Raw genomic sequence first — 17,958 nt, 5'->3', positions numbered from 1 at the left:
CTTTCCTCCACGACAAGGGCGGCAAGGCTGGCCGGATTCGAACCGACGTCCTCCAGCTCGATGCTTGGGCGCGACGACCTCTGCGCTACAGCCTTGCCACGAAGATCATAGCGGCTTTCATCCTTGCGTTCGAACCCAGTTGGGCACATCAGGGACGGGTGACACGTCCTCCGACCCCCTGCCTAACTCCTCGTTCGGCGCACTGGTCCGCGTCCCCCTCGGCGGTGTCCGCTGCGAACCGGCCACGCGCATAGGAAAACGAGAGCTCAGCGGCCCGCAAAGGACAGGAAAAGATCGGCCGGAATCGTAGCTGACAGCGGGATTCTAGATCGCGTTACGTGTCATGTCTCCGTCGATTCATGCACAGCGGTCACCGTCCAGACGGAGAGTCACCCCCACGATGGAGGAACCGTGACCGGTTCGATGAGCCGCCGTAGATCAACCCTGCGCCCGCTCGCGGCACTGCGTATCGCACTGCTCGGCACACTGAGTCTGTTCCTGGTGTTCGGCGCCGCCGGAGCCGGAGGCGCCACGGCCTCCGCCTCCGCCGACGACACGAACTCGCTGCAACTGTCCGGCACCACCACGTCGGGCATCCACAACACCTACGACCCCAGCGCGTTCACCTACCTCGCGCAGGGCCTCGACACCGGTACCTCGATGATCGAGCTGGACGTCTGGGACGACTTCTTCACCCAGGAGTGGAAGGTCAGCCACGACAGCCTGACGAGCAACGGCAACAACTGCGTCAACGCCTCCACGGCCGCCGATCTGTACACCGGCGGCACCAACAAGGACCTGGAGAGCTGCCTGGACGACGTCCGGGTGTGGCTCGGCGCGCACCCCGGCCACGGGCCGCTGATCATCAAGCTGGAGATGAAGTCCGGCTTCCAGGCCAGCCTCGGGATGAGCCCGGCCAAGCTGGACCAGTCGGTCAGCGCGCACCTGGGCAGCCTGGTCTACAAGCCGAACGACCTGCTGAACAAGCCCGGTGGTGGCCAGTACGCCACCCTCGACGACGCGGCCAAGGCCGGGAACTGGCCGACCCGGGCGCAGTTGGCGGGCAAGGTGCTGCTGGAGGTCATCCCCGGCACGGTCGAGGAGAACAACCCGACCGACACCCTGTGGACGGACAAGGAGTACGCGACCTACCTGCGCAACCTGCACACCGCGGGCACCACCGCGCAGGCGAACATCTTCCCCTCGGTGCACAACGCCGCGTCGGGCGACCCGCGCACCCGCTACTCGGACACGACGCTGCGGCCCTGGTTCGTCGCCTTCGACGGTGACGCGTCCGCATACATCAACAACGGCATCGACACGAGTTGGTACGACACCAACCACTACCTGCTGTTCATGACGGACTCGCAGAATGTGTCACCGGCTCTCGACGACGTGAGCCCGTCGGCGTCCGACGCGTTGGCGCGGGTCGCTCTGCTGGCCAAGGCGCATGCCACGGTCGCTTCGAACGACTGGCGGGGCCTTCCGGACGTGCAGTCGCTGGTCCTGCCACGCGGCTGATCCACGGCTGCTCTCCACGGCTGATCCACGGTTCTGCCGTTCATCCGCTGCTGAATCGCTCCACCGCTCAACCCGCCGGGTGCCTCGGTCGGTCGGAAACACCGATCGGGGCACCCGGCGTCGCGTGTGACGGACGGCCGGCCTCGATCCCCCGCGGGAGGGCGTGTTCCGCTCGGTGACACGGGCGTGGAGGGCCAGCGATGAGCACAGCCGTGGCATGGTCGCCCAGGCCCATCCCCGCGGCGACACCGGTGGCGAGGGCGATGACCTGACTCGCCCTCAACCGCTGCCCACTTCGATCCCCTTCATCAGCGACACGATGACCGTGTTGGGCCCGACGTGCGGAGCCCGGGCCGCGAGGCCGGTCCGCCGGGACTGCGCCGGGACGGGGAGTACGAGGAAGCCCGGTGCTCTTGGCGGCCGCTCCGACGACGTCTAAGATTTTGAGCGGTTGCTCAAACCGATCGATCAGCAAGGGGTAGTTCGTGGCCAAAGCCGGTGGGAAGCGGTCTGTCGACCCGTCAGGGAGCTCCGGTTCGGCGGAGACACGGGCGTCACTGATCGAAGGAGCGGTCGCCGCCTTGCGCGACAAGGGATTCGCCGGGGCCAGCGCGCGTGAGATCGCTCGGCGCACGGGCTGCAATCAGGCGCTGATCTTTTATCACTTCGGTTCGGTCGCCAAGCTGCACCTGGCTGCCTTGGACGCGGTCAGCGGCGCGCGCAACACGCGTTATCAGGCGATGGTCGACGATTCCAAGAATCTCGGGGACTTGGTTCAGGCCGCGAGGTCGGTCTTCGAAGAGGACTTGAACGACGGGCACGTGACCGTGCTCGTCGAGATGATCGCCGCGGCTCAGTTCACCCCGGAACTCCGCCCGGAGGTCGCGGCCCGGATCGGCCCGTGGCGCGCGTTCGCCGCGGACAGCATCCGCGACGAACTCGCGGGCTCACCGGCCGCTCGACTGCTGCCGCCCGACGAACTCGCCCACGCGATCGTAGCCCTGTACCTGGGCCTGGAGATGCTCGCGAATCTCGAAGGGGAACGCGAGCCCGCCCTGGCCCTGTTCGACCGTGCCAGGAAGATCGCCTCCGTCCTCGACATCTTCAAACGGAAGAAGAAGACATGACCAGCGACAGACGTGACCGGCTGCTCTTCACCGGCTGGCTCCTGACCGGGGCCTGCTACCTGCTCGCCCTGCTGACCGTGCTCTCGATCGGGATCTTCATCCTGCCTCTGGCCGTGGCAGGCACCGTGCTGCTGGCCACACGTCGAGGCACCGAACGGGGCTTGTCCGGTCTGGTGGCCGGCGCGAGCCTGCCGCTGTTCCTTCTCGCCTACCTCAATCGGCAGGGCCCCGGCACCTACTGTGAACATTCGGCCGGCGGCGAGAGCTGCACCGACGGCTTGCTCAACCCCTGGCTCCTTCTTCTCGGGGGGCTGCTCGCTCTCGCCGCGGGAGTGGCCCTCTTCCTCAAGGTCCGTCGACGGCACGTGGCCGGCTCCCGACCGCGGTGACTCTGGCTGCGGCAGGTCCAGAAACGGCCTGGCAGGCGGAACGGGACCGGACCCGGTCCGGCCGGCGGACCCGGTGGCCGGGGCGACGAACGCATGGCGCCTGGTGCCGTCGGCCGGCCCACCCCCGAGGTGGGTCGGCCGACGGCGGTCACTACGCCACGCGGAGCGTGTACCGACCGGAGGTCTGCGCGGTGAGCCTCCATCCGCCGGGCCGCTTCGCCGGCCGGATGCCGGTGAGGCCGCTGCCCGTGACCTCCGGGCGGCCGGGGCCGGGGACCCACACGTCGAGGGTGCCCGTCCCGGAGCCCGACAGCCGCAGGTCCCGCTCGGTGGCGGAGGACCGCAGGGAGCTCAGGCGACCGGGGGCGCTGCGCGGGTACGCCTGGGACAGCGCGGTGCTCTCGAAGGCCGGGCTCGGCAGGGGCTTGCCGTCGGGGCAGGTGTACAGGACGACGCCGCCGCCCGAGGTGGTGGCCGCGGGGTCGTTCTGTGGATCGCCGCAGGCCTTCTTCCACACCCAGATCGCCGAGCCGAGCATGTCGGTGTTCTGCCGTTCCAGGAAGCGGTCGAAACGGGAGTGGAAGTCGTCGGGGTCCCCGAACCATCCCCACTCGCCCGACCACAGCGGCGCTCCGTACGCCCGGGCGGTGCGCTCGGCGGTGGTGTAGCCCTGTTCGATCGAGGTCAGGGTGACGCCCAGGCCCTGGTCCATGGTGATCGACTCGCTGTACAGGTGCGGCGAGAAGACGAGCTGGGGGTCATCGGCGAACCCGACCGGTGGGGTGGTGTCGAAGCCGAGCCCCGACCACAGGATCGAGGGCTCGAAGAACACGAGGTGGTGGAAGCCGCCGCCCACCTTCGACTCCGCGGCCCGGATCGAGGTGATCGCCTGCTGGTAGAGACGTCCGAGCAGGATCGAGGAGGTCACGCCCGGGGCGTCACCGGGGCCCGGCTCGTTGAGGAGGTCGTAGCCGGCGACCGCGGGGTCGTCCGCGAAGGTCTTGGCGAGGCGGCCCCACATGCGGGCGAACTCGGCGCCGATGCCGTCGGTGTCGTCGTAGAGGTTGGTGAACGCCTGCTGCACATTGGGCGCCAGGTCGCGTCCGAGGAAGCCGCAGGCCTTGGCGCCGTCGGTGAGGGTCGCCCACTTCGGGGCGCCGTCGTTGCCGAACTCCGGTGAGGCGTTGGCCCTGCACCGCGTTCCCGCCGCCGCGCTGACGTACTTCGAGAAGGTGTCCTGGTGGATGTCGAGGACGGTGTGGATGCCGTGGTCGGCGGCCTGGTCGACCGCCGTGCGTATCCGCGCCAGATACGCCTCGTCGAGGACGCCCCGCTTCGGCTCCAGGGCCGACCAGGACAGGGCGAGACGCTGGACGTCGAACCCGTACCGTTCCATCCGGGCGTAGTCGGAGTCCTCCAGCGGCCACACCGTGGGCTTGGCCGGGTCGGGCTGTCCGTAGTCGATGAGCTGATTGACGTTCACGCCGCGGAGCAGCACCTGCCGCCCCGCGCTGTCCCCGATCACCGGGGCCTGTCCGTCGTGGCGCAGCACGCTCAGCGGCAGCAGTTCGTTCCGGTCGCGGCCCGCGGCCTGCGTCTGCGCGCCGACACGGGCCACCGCCGGTCCCGGTGCCAGGGTGCCCGCGGCGAGCGCCAGTACGCCGGCCACCGCGACGGGTGGCGCCCACCGGACGGCCCAGGCGAGGCGGCCTCGCTCGGCCGAGGGCTCCGTCCGCCGCCGCCACGCCAGCTCCGCGACCCAGGGCACGCACACGACGCCCGCGCACACCCCAGCGGTCACGCCCTCCGCGACCCGTACGAGCACGGACGCGACGGGGAACAGCGCCCCGCCGAAACCGTTCAGGCACCCGTCGAGGATCCACAGGGGGGCGAACCCGAGAACGCCCGCCGCGGTGAGAGTCGTCGCGAGCGACCAGAGCGTCACCCCGGTACGGGCACGGGTCAGCCCGGGGGCCACCACGCGGCGCCAGAGCGCGACACCGGCGAACACCGCCGCGACGCCGGTGACCAGCGTCGCCGCCGCGCGGCCACCGGGTATCGGTCCTGCGGCCCAGGCGAACGCGCCGGTCCCCGCCTGGAGCGCCACGGCGGCACCGGCCGGCAGCCACGCGAACCCGGCGAGGGGGTCCACGCCGACGCCGGCCGTTTCCCCTACGGCACGCTCACCACCGGGGCCCGTGCCGCTCTCTCCACCTTTGCCGCCGCTCTCGGCGCCCTCGGCGCCCTTGCGGCGCAGGCGCCACACGCCGATCCGGTACGCCGCCGCCGCCGCGCCGGCGACCAGCGGCCCGAACACGGCGTACTTGGCGCCGGTCATACCGCATTCGGCGAGCAGTGCCCCGGCCGTCGGGAAGATGTGCAGCCCGGACGGTCCCGCGATCGCCAGCAGCAGCACGCTGTAGGCCAGCTTGGCCAGGAACGCCACCAGGATCAGGCTCGACCAGACGGCGCCGAGGACCCATCGCGCCCTCGCCCCGGGGGCCGCGGGGCGCACCAGCCGGTGGACGGCCACGGCACTGCCACCGATCAGCAGGGGCAGGAACACCACGGTGGCCCAGGCAGGGCTGGTGGCGTTGCCGGGTACGAAACCCGCGTCCAGCCAGTTCTCCGGAGCGAACAGTCCGGTCCCGTCGGCATAGCCGAGGGCGGCGCAGAGGACCGCGAGTACGACCGCGGTGGTGAGGGAGGCTGTGCGGGCAAGCCGACGGCCGCCGCGCTGATCATCGGCTAGGGGCATGAATGCAGAACATAGAGCAGTCCGAAGGTCACGCGTAAGGGCTCTGAGCAGGAATTTCTCCGGATCCGCGACGCCCGGGCGGGTGCGGACGGCACGGTGGCCCCGGGCTGCTCGACCGATGCCTTCCGCCGGACCGCGTACCGATATCCGAACTCGCGCCCCCGGCTTGTCAGTTACCGGACCCCGGCGCTCCTCTTCCCTGGAGCCGCTGCCCCGCGGGCGGCCCGCGCCCCCTTCATCCCTACGTCGGATCACCGGAACGACGCCCCGGCCCAGGCGGAGTCGGCCGGTCCCGGTGACCGCCGCCCTCCCTGGCCGCCGCGCGAGGCAGAGGCAGGGGCGACAAGATGGCCGGCGCCCGTTCGCACACGCGGTCCGTTCGGCCGTCGCACAGCAGACCGGGCGGGAACGACTCACTGCGCGCCGAGCGCCATCCACTTCTCCGGCTTCGATCACGGACCGGCACCGCCCGGTCTCGGCTCGTCTCTCGGGCGGCGGGGGATCCCTTCGGCCCGGTTCCCGGATCCGTCGACGTACGGGCTCGGACCGCCGGCCCCGCAATGACCTGGCCGGCCCGGTCGTCTCGCGGTCCGGTCTCACCGAGTGTCCGCGGTGGTGATCCCCACGTCGGTGACACGATTGCGCGCGATCCACGGGGCCGGCGGGATGTTCGATCGGCGCCCCGGCGGAGTCTGCGAGGATGGTCAGCATGGACGTGCGGAGCAGGAACCATCTAAAGGTGACCGGCCGGACGGGCGGCCCCGTAGTGGTGCTCGCGCACGGATTCGGGTGCGACCAGAACATGTGGCGGCTGGTGGCGCCCCTGCTGGAGCCCGATTTCACGGTGGTGCTCTTCGACCACGTGGGGGCAGGGAACTCCGATCTGGCATCGTGGAACGAGCAGCGCTACTCCACCGTCGACGGCTATGCCGGGGACGTGCTGGAGATCTGCCACGAACTCGCGCTGGGTCCCGTGACGTTCGTCGGACACTCGGTGAGCGCCATGATGGGGGTGGTGGCCGCGACACAGGAGCCAGGTGCGTTCAACGGTCTGCTCCTTCTCGCTCCCTCTCCCCGTTTTGTCGACGATCCCGTATCCGGATATCGGGGCGGGTTCAGCGCCGAGGACATAGAAGAGCTGCTGGAGTCCCTGGACGCGAACTATCTGGGCTGGTCGCGTGCCATGGCGCCGGTGATCATGGGCAATCCCGAGCGTCCGGAACTGGGTGAGGAACTGACCAACAGCTTCTGCCGGACCGATCCGGACATCGCCCGGGTCTTCGCCCGGGTGACGTTCCTGTCCGACAATCGCGAGGCCCTTGCCCATGTGCGGGTCCCGACGCTGGTGGCGCAGTGTTCCAAGGACGCGATCGCACCGCCGGAGGTGGGGGTCTTCGTGCAGGGCCAGATTCCCGGCAGCAGTCTGATCACGCTGAACGCCACCGGGCACTGTCCGCAGCTCGCCGCCCCCGAGGAGACCGCTGCCGCGATCGCGGCCTTCGCCGGAGCAAGACCTTGATGGGCAGAACGGACGGCGACCAGATGAGCGAGGGGTCTCCCCCGGATTCTCAGCCGGGTGACGACCGGGCCATGTTCTCCGCACTGCTGGAGGACAGCGCGGAGGACCTGTACGAACACGCACCGTGCGGCTACCTCTCCACGACGCTCGACGGTCGCATCGCGAAGATCAACCGGACTCTGCTGAACTGGCTCGGCTACGAAGGCAGCGACCTGGTGGGCCGGCGAGACTTCTCCGATCTGCTGACCGTCGGCGGCCGGCTCTACCACGAGACCCATTTCGGCCCGCTGCTCCGCATGCAGGGCGAGGTGAGCGGCATCGCCCTGGAACTCAAGACCGCGGACGGCGGCCGACTGCCGGTTCTGGTGACCTCCGTCATTCGCAAGGGCAGTGACGGACAACCGCTGCTGATCCGCACCACGGTCATCGACGCCCGGGACCGACGTGCGTACGAGTCCGAGCTCTTGCGCGCCCGTCAGGAATCGGACCGGGAACGCGAACGCCTGAAGCGCCTGAACGCCACCCTGCAGAAGACGCTGCTGCCGCCCACCCTGGTCGACGTGCCCGGCCTGGACGTCGCCGCGTACTACCACGTCGCATCCGCCGACGAGGTCGGCGGTGACTTCTACGACGTGTTCCCCCTCGCCTCCGGGACCTGGGGATTCTTCCTGGGCGACGTCTGCGGCAAGGGCGCCGCCGCCGCGGCCGTCACCTCACTCGCGCGCTACACACTGCGCGCGGCCGCCGTGTACGACCCCGACCCCGCGGCCGTGCTCGCCAATCTCAACACCGTCCTGAACCACGAGTACAACGGCCAGGACCCGCGCTTTTGTACGGTCATCTTCGGCCTGCTCACCCCGGACGGGGACGAGGGCGGCTTTCAGGTCACCCTGGCCAGCGGCGGCCACCCACCCGCCCTGCTGATGCGTTCCGACGGCCGCGCCGACTATCTGCCGACCCCGGGCGGCCAACTGATCGGTGTCCTGCCCGACGCCGACATCGCCACGACCAGCGTCCGCCTCGACCCGGGCGACACGCTGTTCCTGCACACCGACGGTCTCACCGAAGCCCACTCCGTGGGCGCCGAAGGCCGCTACGGCGATGAAGCCCTGCTGGAGTTCGCCCAGGAGCTGGCACCCACCACCGCCCGCGACGCCGTGGCCGCGATCCGGGACCTCCTTGACACCTTCGGCACCGGCGTGGACGACGACACCGCCGTCCTGGCCTTCAACGTGCCCCGACACAGCAGTGAAGAGCAGATGTGACCCATGAACTGACCGTCCACACCCGCACCACCCTGGCCGGCCCGGTGATCGAGCTGATCGGCGCCTTGGACCATCACAGCGCGCCGGACGTCCGCACTCTGCTCCCTGGCCTCTCCCTGTCCCCCGGCCAGCAACTCGTCATCGACCTGGACCGTCTGACCTTCTGCGATTCCACCGGCATCACCGTTCTCATCGCGGCACGCAACCACGCGCTGGCAGCCGACGCGTCCGTCGTCCTGACCGCGGTACCGGAGAGGGTCAGCCGGACCTTCCGCCTCGTCGGTCTGCAAGACGTCTTCTCGATGCAGCCCACCTCGCAAGCGGCCGCGGCGGCATGGACTCAACCACTGCCTCCTTCGGAATGAGCGCGGGGCAGCCCGCCCGGACTCAGCCAAGAAGGCCACCACGGACTCGCCGACATGCCGCGCCGTGCCGTGCCGTGCCGTGCCGTGCCGCCGTAAACGTCCAGGGCGCGGGTCCGTGCGCAGGGCGCGCCACCGATCCGCCCCGGACTGCTGCCCAACGTCAGCACCCTGTCCGTGGTCGACCTGCCGGTGATGCCCAGAGCTGCATCTTCTGTACCGCCTGGGGTACATGTGCGGACAACAGGAATATAGGTGAGCAAAATGGAGCCATCTGGTAAGGACCACGCGGGGCCGCCGAGCACGCACCCCGCAGCCACCGCCGTCCCATTGACCGGAGGCAACTCCTGCATCGCCGAAGCACGTCACTTCGCGGCGGACTTCCTCACTCGCGCCCAGGCGGATCGGGACGCCGTTGTCTCCACCCGCGTGATGGACCTGACTCAACTGGTGGTCAGCGAACTGGTCACCAACGCCAGCAAATACGCCCCAGGCCCCATACAGATGGAATTGCGCATCGGGGAAGCCACGGTGGAGGTGACCGTGCGAGACAGTCGCCGTGCCCGGCCCGTCGCCTGCGCCGTCGATCCACACCGCGTCGGCCGGCACGGCCTGGAGATCGTGTTGGCCGTGTCCCAGGAGTTCCAGGTCCAGGTGGAGCCGTCGGGAAAGCGCGTCACCGCGCACATATCTCTGGCGGAAGACGCTGGGGCTGGGGCCGGCCGAGGCTCTGATGTCCGAGGAGCTCGGCGCTCAAGGTGAGCCCGTTACAGGCCGAGCACGCCCCTAGGCCCGACCCCGCTGCCACCGCAACTGCGCGCGGGCGGCCACGATCCCGGTCACCCGGGACCGTGGGGGGGAACTCCGGTCGGCGCATGGCGAGTTCGAAGGTCGTGGAGAGTCCGGCTGCCCGCCGACGACGCGCACCGACCTCTTGCTCCGCGCGGTCGGCGATCCGCCGACATGGGTTGGAGCAGAGCCGAGCGCGGTCGCCCAAGGGGGTGGACCCGGCGCTCTCCGGCCCCGGGCGCTGATCGTCGGTTCCGCAGCGACCGGCGCCCCTGTCTCCGGGGTCTCGCCCCCGGTGAAACGGTGTGCGGCGCCCGGCCCGCTCCTCGTCGCCTCGCGAAGAACGCTGTCGCGCGAAACGCTGTCGTCGGAACGGGCCGACGACGGCGGCATTCAGAAGCCCGCTGACCAGACCCCGATCTACGGACCTGGCCTGCCACGACCCGAGCACGGCAGCGGTGCCGCACCTGGAGGCCGGCGGAAGCCGGGGGCCGGACACGGCAAGCGGTCGCTGGCAGGACAGCTCGGATCCCGGCAGCCGAAAGGGGCAGCTGCCGGGACCGGTCGAACTCGTCCTACTTGGGCTTGATGGCGTCCTTGGCCTTTTCCTTGGCCGAGCGCAGATCACCCTTGGACTCTTCGGCGTTCCCCTCAGCCTTCAGGGACTCGTTGCCCACCGCTCCGCCGACCACCTTCTTGACCTTGCCCTTGGCCTGCTCACCCTTGGCCTGGGCCTTCTCGTCCGCAGCCACAACCACTCACACCCTGCCCTCGTCGAGAAACATTTCATCTCCCGTGTCACCCCTCATTCCGCCCTCAAACACGGAGGGCGGCCCGCGGGACTTTCGCCACTCCGAGTTCCGTTGGGAATACCCAAATTCCGTGGGAGTGGAGATCCTTTCACAGGGCACAGGACGGCTCGGAGGTTGATAAGCATGGTCCCTGTCCTTCTCGTTCTTCTGCTCGCTCTGATCCTCTTCGGCGCCGGTTTCGCACTCAAGGCCCTGTGGTGGATCGCCGTCGTCGTGCTGGTCGTATGGGTCCTCGGATTCGTGATCCGACCCGCGGCAAACGGCGGCAAGCGGGGCCGCTGGTACCGCTGGTAAGGATGTCCGGAACAGCACACAGACCCGGGTGGGGCCCGACGCCAAGGCGTCGGGCCCCACCCGCGCTCCGTCGCCCGGGTGCACAGGATGAATACGGACCACATATTTCTTCGGCGCACGTGTGTGACATCAGGGATGCCGGGCACCCGACATTCCGAGGAAACGTCACCGCAATGGGATGACGCTTGTACGACTCCGCGTTTTTTCCGTGGAGTGGAGAAGAATTTCGATGAGGGAGCCGTTATATGAGTGACAGCATCTGGGGCTACCAGCCGACCGCCGGCCACATCGCGGGCACCGATCTGACCGGGTACAAGGTCGAGGCGACCGACGGCAGTATCGGGAAGGTCGACAAGCACTCGGACGACGTCAGCTCCTCGTACCTCGTCGTCGACACCGGCGTGTGGATCTTCGGCAAGCACGTTCTGCTGCCGGCCGGGACCGTGAAGACGGTCGACCAGGCCGAGCGGAAGATCTACGTCGCCCTCACCAAGGATCAGATCAAGGACTCCCCCGAGTTCGACAAGGACAAGCACGTCGGCGACACCGGCTACCACGAGCAGGTCGGCGGCTACTACCAGAACCGCCGCGCCTGACCGCACAGCGCCCTACGCGATCGGGGGGCCACCCGGAGAGAATCCGGGTGGCCCCCCGTTCCCACGCGTCGAGTCGACCAGTGCTCCGCTCCGCCCGGTCCACTCGAAAGCGGCGATCAGCTCGGGATCGGGATCTGGTTTTGTCGAAGCCGACCGCGCCGCCGGAGCACGACGTGGCATCGCACGCCAAGGACACGGAACGACAACTCCCCGCGAGCGCCGTTTTTCGTCCCGTCGGGGGTAGACGGGCGCGGAACCCCGGTGGAGAGCGGCGTCAGGAGCGGCATGCGCGTCAAGGTCGGATACTTCAGGACCAGGTCACTCAGGAGACGCCTGCGCCGCTGTGCCCGTGAGGTGTTCGGCTGGGAGAAGCTGCGCCCGTCCCAGCTCACCGCCATGACAGCCGTCATGGAAGGGCGCGACACCATCGTGGTGATGCCGACGGGTGCGGGCAAGTCCGCCGTCTACCAGGTGCCGGGTGTGCTGCTGGAGGGGCCGACCGTGGTGGTCTCGCCCCTGATAGCGCTGCAGCGGGACCAGGTCGCCCATCTCTCCCGTATCGGGGGATCCGGCGCCTCGGCCGTCAACTCCGCGCAGCGCGCACGGGACAACGAGGCCGTGTGGGAGCGCGTACGCGAAGGCCGTCTGGACTTTCTGTTCGTCTCGCCCGAGCAACTCGCCAAGGACGAGGTGGTGGAGCGGATCGCCGCGGCCTCTCCCGCCCTGATGGTGGTCGACGAGGCGCACTGTGTGTCCTCGTGGGGGTACGACTTCCGGCCCGACTACCTGTCCCTTTGCCGGGTGCGCCGGCGCATCGGGGGGCCTCCGCTGCTGGCTCTCACCGCCAGCGCGGCTGCCCCCGTGCGGGCGGACATCGTGGAGCGGCTCGGCATGCACGGGGCGCACGAGGTGGTCGCGGGGTTCGACCGCCGCAACATCGCGCTGGAGGTCGTACGGCACCGCGAGGACGCGGGGAAGCGCCGGTGGGTGGTGGAACGCGCGGCGGCCGAGGCCAAACCCGGCATCGTCTACGCGGGAACGCGGCGGGAGGCCGAGGAGTACGCGCGGGAACTGTCGGCGCTCGGATTCGACAGCGCCGCCTACCACGCTGGGCTGTCGGCGGCTGAGCGCTCCCGGACGCACGACCGCTTCCAGGACGGCGCGCTCGACGTGGTCGTCGCCACCTCCGCCTTCGGGATGGGCATCGACAAACCGGACATACGCTTCGTGCTGCACGCGTCGGTGCCGGGTTCCCTCGACACGTACTACCAGGAGATCGGCCGGGCGGGCCGCGACGGAGAGGCGTCGACGGCGATCCTCGCGTACCGGCCCGAGGACCTCGGGGTGCAGCGGTTCCGGGCGGGCGCTCACCCCGACCCGGAGGCGCTGGGCGGGATCGTCGACGCGGTGCGCGAGCACCCGGGACCGGTCACGGCAGCCGGTCTGCGCGAGCGCACCGGTCTGTCCCAGACGCCGCTGACGTCGATGCTGCACCTGCTGGAGGAGGCCGGCGCCGTGACGGTGGACCAGCGTGGCGGTGTGCGGGCCGTACCCGGGGCGCGGCGGGACACCTGCGTCCGCGAGGCGGTGCGGATCGCATCCGCCCGGGTCGATCTGGAGCGTTCCCGGGTGGAGATGATGCGGGCGTACGCGGAGACGAACGGCTGTCGCCGGCGCCACCTGCTCGGCTACTTCGGTGAGAGTCTGGCGGAGGGCGCCTGCGCGGGGTGCGACATGTGCACCCGTACAAGGGAGTTGAAGCAGGCTCCCGTCCGGAGGGGAGATGTCCTGTCCGGCACGGGTCCTGACCCGCTGGAACCCGTGGCGGCCGACGGGGCCTTCCCGCCCGGGATGAAGGTGGGGCACCGCACGTGGGGCGAGGGCGAGGTGATGAGCGAGGACGGGAACAGGATCACGGTTCTGTTCGAGAGCGTGGGCTATCGCACCCTGTCCCTCCCCGCCGTCCGGGCGCGAGGCCTGCTGTCGCCGGTGCCGTCCAGGTCGACGAGGGGCTGACACCGCCTCGGCGTCCCCGGCGTCCCCGGCGCGCCCGGTCTGGCGGTCTCACCCGGCCCCCTCGCCCGCTGGCGCGAGCATCGGGGCCGCTGCGACCACGCCGGGCTTCGGTCATTGCTGACCGCCGGGCGTCACCCCCGTGCCCACCAGGGCCGACAACTGCGGGGAATACGTGGCGTGCAGGACGAGCGCCGCGCTCCCCACCACCGCCGCGTCCGTACCGAGCGGGGACGCCTCGACCTCCACGACCCGGATGTGCCGGGACAGCGGGCGGCTCTTCAGCGCGGCGGCGACGACCGCGACGTAGCGGGACTCGACGTGCTGGATGCCGTGGCCGCCGAGAACGATCAGGTCGACGTCGAGGAAGTTCGCGATGTCGACCGCGACCGAGGCCACATGCTCCGCGGTCTCGTCGATGACCGCGGCGGCGACCGGATCGCCGGCCGCCGCGGCCACCCGGATGGCGGCGTGGTCGATCGCGTCGGGGTCCTCGGCGAACACGCGCGCCAGCGCACTGTCCGGATGCGATCCCGCCGCGAGTCTGCGGTGCACCTCGGCGACGATCGCCGTGGGGTTGATGAGCCGCTCCAGACAGCCCCGGTTGCCGCAGTAGCACTCCGGACCGTCGGGCAGCACCGAGGAGTGGCCGAACTCGCCCGCGTTGCGTGAACCACCGCGGTACACCTGGTGGTTGAGGATGAGACCGCCGCCGATACCGGTGCCGAAGAAGAAGTAGGCGAAGTCCGCCACTCCCCTGCCGGCTCCCGACCAGCGCTCGCCGATCGCGGCGGCGGTGGCGTCGTTGTCGAGGGTCACCGGCAGACCGGTCGTCTCGCTGAGCATGTGCTGGACCGGCACCCGGGTCCAGTTGGTGAGTTGCGGAGCGCCGACGATCACGCCGTGTTCGAGGTCGATCGGCCCGGGAGTGGCGAGACCGATCCCCAGGACCTTGTCCCGGTCGACATTCGTCTCGGCCAGCACGTCGGCGACCAGTTCGGCCATGTCCTTCACGACCTCGGCCGGATCGGTGACGTGGCGGGCCGGGCGCTTCTTGACGACCAGGGGCCGGCCGAGCAGGTCGACCACGGTGCAGCTCAGCTCCACCGGGTCGAAGTGGAGACCGACGGCGCAGCCCGCGTCGGCGTTCACCCTCAGGGTGGTACGAGGTTTCCCTCCGGCCGCTCCCTTGCTCTCGCCGTCCTCCCGGATGATCCCTTCCTCGATGAGCCGGCGCACGATGCCCGAGACGGTCTGCGGGGTCAGCCCGGTGTACTGGGCGATCTCGACACGGCTGATGCCGTCGGCGAGCTGGATCTGGTCCAGCACGACCGCCCGGTTGTATCGCCCGACCTTGGGAAGGTTCGTTCCTGACTGCCGCACGCACGGTCCTCTCTCGATGCCCCGACAACATATCTTCCCCTGCCCATTGACTTAGTAAAACAAATGGATTTAGTGTCCGGCCGCAGATGAAACATCCCGGACGCGAGGGCACGGACCTGTGCCACCGGAGGCAAGTTGATGTCCATGCAATGCCGCGGGCGGCTCGGCCCGGAGACGCCCAGGCGCGTTTCCGGCGGTGCGGAGCGCCGCTCATGACCGCCACCGCCTCGACCCTGCTGGAGATGCGGTCGATCACCAAGACCTTCCCCGGCGTCACCGCGCTCGCCGACGTCGGCCTCGTCGTGCGGGAAGGCGAGATCCACGCGATCTGCGGCGAGAACGGCGCCGGCAAGTCCACGCTCATGAAGGTGCTGAGCGGCGTCCACCCGCACGGCAGCTACACCGGCGACATCGTCTACCGGGGTGAGCAGGTCCGGTTCCACGACATCCGGGCCAGCGAACAGGCCGGCATCGTGATCATCCACCAGGAGCTCGCCCTGGTGCCGGGCATGTCGATCACCGAGAACCTCTTCCTCGGCAACGAGCCGCGCCGACGCGGCTCGATCGACTGGAAGACGGCCCAGCGCCGGGCCCTGGAGCTGATGGAACAGGTCGGGCTCCGCGAGGACCCCGACACCCTGATCAAGGACATCGGCGTCGGAAAGCAGCAACTCGTCGAGATCGCCAAGGCGTTCGCGAAGGACGTGAAGCTGCTGATCCTCGACGAGCCGACCGCGGCCCTGAACGAGGACGACTCACAGCACCTGCTCGACCTGCTGCGCGGTTTCCGTGAGCGGGGCATCACCTCGATCATCATCTCCCACAAGCTGAACGAGATCGAGGCGATCGCCGACACCATCACGATCCTGCGCGACGGCCGCACCATCGAGAGCCTCGACGTGCAGGCCGACGGCGTCAACGAGGACCGCATCGTGCGGGGCATGGTCGGCCGGGCGCTCGACAGCCGCTTCCCCGACCGCACGCCCGACATCGGCGAGGTCTTCTTCGAGGTCCGCGACTGGACTGTGCGGCACCCCAGTTCGGACGAACGGCTGGTGTGCAAGGGGTCGACGTTCCACGTCCGCCGCGGCGAGATCGTGGGCTTCGCGGGCCTCATGGGCGCCGGCCGCACCGAACTCGCGATGAGCCTCTTCGGCCGCTCGTACGGCACCTGGCTGTCCGGGCGCACCTTCAAGGACGGCGAGGAGGTCCACCTGAAGACGGTGGCGGACGCCATCGGCCACGGACTGGCCTACGTCAGCGAGGACCGCAAGTCGATCGGCCTGAACCTGCTGGACGACATCAAGACCTCGATGGTGGCCGCCAAGCTGTCGAAGATCGCCAGGCGCACGGTCATCGACCCGGTGCGCGAGCACCGGATCGCCGAGGAGTACCGCCAGAGCCTGAGGATCAAGACCCCCGGCGTCGACGAGGGCGTCGTCAAGCTCTCGGGCGGCAACCAGCAGAAGGTCGTCCTGGCGAAGTGGATGTTCACCGACCCCGACCTGCTGATCCTCGACGAGCCGACCCGCGGCATCGACGTGGGCGCCAAGTTCGAGATCTACGGGATCATCCAGCGGCTCGTCGCCCAGGGCAAGGGGGTCGTCGTCATCTCCTCCGAACTGCCCGAGCTGATCGGCCTGTGCGACCGCATCTACACGGTGTTCGAGGGCACCATCACCGGCGACGTGGCGCGTGACGACGCCGACCCGGAACTCCTGATGAAGCAGATGACCGCTACCAAGAAGAGCCCGACTCCATGAGCCGTATAACTGACCTTCAGAAGAACCTCTTCGGAGGCACGACCTCCAACGCCCGCCAGTTCGGCATGATCTCCACCCTCGTGGCCATCGTCCTGCTCTTCCAGATCTGGACCGACGGACTGACGCTCACCTCCGGCAACCTCATCGCGGTCGCCAGCCAGTACTCGTACATCCTGATCCTGGCCATCGGGATGCTGATGGTGATCGTCGCCGGGCACATCGACCTGTCGGTCGGCTCCGTCGCCGCGTTCACCGGCATCGTCGTCGCCAAGGCGATGCAGGAGTACTCGCTCCCCTGGCCGCTCGGCATTCTGCTCGGCCTGCTCGTCGGCGCGGCGATCGGCGCGTGGCAGGGCTTCTGGGTCGCCTACATCGGCATACCGGCCTTCATCGTGACCCTCGCCGGGATGCTGCTGTTCCGCGGCGGCAACCAGTACATCGGCAACGCCGACACGGTTCCGGTGCCCCAGGGCTTCCGCAAGATCGGCGCCGGCTTCCTTCCCGAGGTGGGTCCGGACACCGGTTACAACAACCTGACGCTGCTGCTCGGCGTGGCCGCCTGCGCGGGCGTGGTGTGGCGTGAGTGGAAGGCGCGTCAGACCCGCCGCGAGATGAAGGCCGACGTGGCGCCGCTGTGGGTCATGGGCATCCGGCTGGCCGTCATGCTCGGTGTCATCGTCTTCGCGACGCTCCGCTTCGCGGGCGGCCGGATCGGCACCAGCCTGCCGATCTCCGGCATCATCCTGATCGTCCTGGTCCTCGCGTACTCGTACTACACGCGCAACACCATCGGCGGCCGGCACATCTACGCCGTCGGCGGCAACGCGCGAGCGGCCGAACTGTCGGGCGTGAAGCTCAAGCGGGTCAACTTCTTCGTCATGATGAACATGTCGGTGCTGGCCGCGCTGGCAGGCATGATCTTCGTGGCGCGGTCCGCGGCCTCCGGCCCCCAGGACGGTCTGAGCTGGGAACTGGACGCCATCGCCGCCGTGTTCATCGGCGGCGCGGCGGTCTCCGGCGGCCTGGGCACCGTCAGCGGCTCGATCGTCGGTGGTCTGGTGATGGCCCTGCTCAACAACGGCCTCCAACTGGAGGGTGTCGGCTCGGACATGGTCCAGATCATCAAGGGACTGGTCCTGCTCCTCGCCGTCGCCTTCGACGTCTACAACAAGAGGCAGGGACGTTTCTCGCTCCTCGGGGCGCTGACGCGTCCGTTCCGGCGGGACGACGACCCGGCCACGCCCCAGGCGCCGCCGTCCCCGGCCTCCGACGACGACAAGGCCAAGGTCGCGGGCTGACGCCCACGGCCCCCGGCGGCCGGACCCCTCCGGCCGCCATCGCTCCACCCTCCCCGACGACCGGGCATC

15 protein-coding genes and 1 tRNA gene are annotated in these 17,958 nt (G+C 69.4%); 12 read left to right on the top strand and 4 right to left on the bottom strand.

Annotated features, from left to right (window positions below; translation table 11 throughout):
* Nucleotides 1-22 precede the first annotated feature (22 nt).
* Nucleotides 23-95: transfer RNA gene (locus tag ACIQRL_RS32290), tRNA-Arg, on the bottom strand.
* 316 nt (nt 96-411) lie between these two features.
* On the opposite strand from ACIQRL_RS32290, the gene ACIQRL_RS32285 reads away from it, so the two are divergent.
* The 3 genes from ACIQRL_RS32285 (at nt 412) to ACIQRL_RS32275 (ending at nt 3,037) form a co-directional block, all read left to right on the top strand.
* Nucleotides 412-1,521, top strand: coding sequence for a phosphatidylinositol-specific phospholipase C domain-containing protein (locus tag ACIQRL_RS32285; RefSeq protein WP_401338182.1), 1,110 nt, complete (start codon nt 412-414; stop codon nt 1,519-1,521).
* A 485-nt stretch (nt 1,522-2,006) separates the two neighbouring features.
* A complete protein-coding gene (locus ACIQRL_RS32280) occupies nt 2,007-2,648 on the top strand; it encodes a TetR/AcrR family transcriptional regulator (RefSeq protein WP_401338181.1) in 642 nt (213 codons plus the stop codon).
* On the top strand, nt 2,645-3,037 hold the full coding sequence (locus ACIQRL_RS32275; protein ID WP_401338179.1) for a hypothetical protein: 393 nt from the start codon (nt 2,645-2,647) through the stop codon (nt 3,035-3,037). The genes ACIQRL_RS32280 and ACIQRL_RS32275 overlap by 4 nt, the downstream gene beginning before the upstream one ends.
* Before the next feature lie 151 nt (nt 3,038-3,188).
* Here ACIQRL_RS32275 and ACIQRL_RS32270 read toward each other — a convergent pair whose 3' ends face one another.
* On the bottom strand, nt 3,189-5,795 hold the full coding sequence (locus tag ACIQRL_RS32270; RefSeq protein WP_401338177.1) for a glycoside hydrolase family 5 protein: 2,607 nt from the start codon (nt 5,793-5,795) through the stop codon (nt 3,189-3,191).
* Nucleotides 5,796-6,504: 709 nt separating this feature from the next.
* Here ACIQRL_RS32270 and ACIQRL_RS32265 point away from each other — a divergent pair.
* The 4 genes from ACIQRL_RS32265 to ACIQRL_RS32250 all read left to right on the top strand — a co-directional run bounded on the left by ACIQRL_RS32265 (nt 6,505) and on the right by ACIQRL_RS32250 (nt 9,703).
* On the top strand, nt 6,505-7,314 hold the full coding sequence (locus tag ACIQRL_RS32265) for an alpha/beta fold hydrolase (RefSeq protein WP_401338175.1): 810 nt from the start codon (nt 6,505-6,507) through the stop codon (nt 7,312-7,314).
* A complete protein-coding gene (locus ACIQRL_RS32260; protein WP_401338173.1) occupies nt 7,314-8,579 on the top strand; it encodes a PP2C family protein-serine/threonine phosphatase in 1,266 nt (421 codons plus the stop codon). Before ACIQRL_RS32265 ends, ACIQRL_RS32260 begins: the two co-directional genes overlap by 1 nt.
* Nucleotides 8,576-8,944 carry an STAS domain-containing protein gene (locus tag ACIQRL_RS32255; protein ID WP_401338171.1) on the top strand — a complete coding sequence of 123 codons (369 nt, stop codon included), beginning with the start codon at nt 8,576-8,578 and terminating at the stop codon, nt 8,942-8,944. Before ACIQRL_RS32260 ends, ACIQRL_RS32255 begins: the two co-directional genes overlap by 4 nt.
* A gap of 261 nt (nt 8,945-9,205) precedes the next feature.
* Nucleotides 9,206-9,703, top strand: coding sequence for an ATP-binding protein (locus ACIQRL_RS32250; protein ID WP_401338239.1), 498 nt, complete (start codon nt 9,206-9,208; stop codon nt 9,701-9,703).
* Between the two features lie 602 nt (nt 9,704-10,305).
* Here ACIQRL_RS32250 and ACIQRL_RS32245 read toward each other — a convergent pair.
* Complete coding sequence (locus ACIQRL_RS32245) at nt 10,306-10,482, bottom strand: CsbD family protein (RefSeq protein ID WP_401338169.1); 177 nt, start codon at nt 10,480-10,482, stop codon at nt 10,306-10,308.
* Between the two features lie 183 nt (nt 10,483-10,665).
* Here ACIQRL_RS32245 and ACIQRL_RS32240 point away from each other — a divergent pair, with 183 nt between their 5' ends.
* The 3 genes from ACIQRL_RS32240 to ACIQRL_RS32230 all read left to right on the top strand — a co-directional run bounded on the left by ACIQRL_RS32240 (nt 10,666) and on the right by ACIQRL_RS32230 (nt 13,448).
* Nucleotides 10,666-10,836, top strand: a complete 171-nt coding sequence (locus ACIQRL_RS32240) for a hydrophobic protein (protein WP_401338167.1) — start codon at nt 10,666-10,668, stop codon at nt 10,834-10,836.
* 245 nt (nt 10,837-11,081) lie between these two features.
* Nucleotides 11,082-11,432, top strand: coding sequence for a PRC-barrel domain-containing protein (locus ACIQRL_RS32235; RefSeq protein ID WP_401338165.1), 351 nt, complete (start codon nt 11,082-11,084; stop codon nt 11,430-11,432).
* 285 nt (nt 11,433-11,717) lie between these two features.
* A complete protein-coding gene (locus tag ACIQRL_RS32230) occupies nt 11,718-13,448 on the top strand; it encodes a RecQ family ATP-dependent DNA helicase (protein ID WP_401338163.1) in 1,731 nt (576 codons plus the stop codon).
* A gap of 111 nt (nt 13,449-13,559) precedes the next feature.
* On the opposite strand, the gene ACIQRL_RS32225 is transcribed toward ACIQRL_RS32230, so the two are convergent.
* Nucleotides 13,560-14,828, bottom strand: a complete 1,269-nt coding sequence (locus tag ACIQRL_RS32225) for an ROK family transcriptional regulator (protein WP_401338160.1) — start codon at nt 14,826-14,828, stop codon at nt 13,560-13,562.
* Nucleotides 14,829-15,040: 212 nt separating this feature from the next.
* Between ACIQRL_RS32225 and mmsA the strand changes: the two genes are divergently transcribed.
* The gene (mmsA, locus tag ACIQRL_RS32220; RefSeq protein WP_401338158.1) at nt 15,041-16,591 is read left to right on the top strand and encodes a multiple monosaccharide ABC transporter ATP-binding protein; all 1,551 of its coding nucleotides are present in this window, start codon (nt 15,041-15,043) and stop codon (nt 16,589-16,591) included.
* The gene (gene mmsB / locus ACIQRL_RS32215; protein WP_401338155.1) at nt 16,588-17,889 is read left to right on the top strand and encodes a multiple monosaccharide ABC transporter permease; all 1,302 of its coding nucleotides are present in this window, start codon (nt 16,588-16,590) and stop codon (nt 17,887-17,889) included. Before mmsA ends, mmsB begins: the two co-directional genes overlap by 4 nt.
* The last annotated feature ends 69 nt before the right edge of the window (nt 17,890-17,958 follow it).

Source organism: Streptomyces sp. NPDC091209 (assembly GCF_044757755.1).
GTDB lineage: Bacteria > Actinomycetota > Actinomycetes > Streptomycetales > Streptomycetaceae > Streptomyces.
Note: the sequence above shows the minus strand (reverse complement) of the source record. Positions and strands in the feature narration are given on the sequence as shown.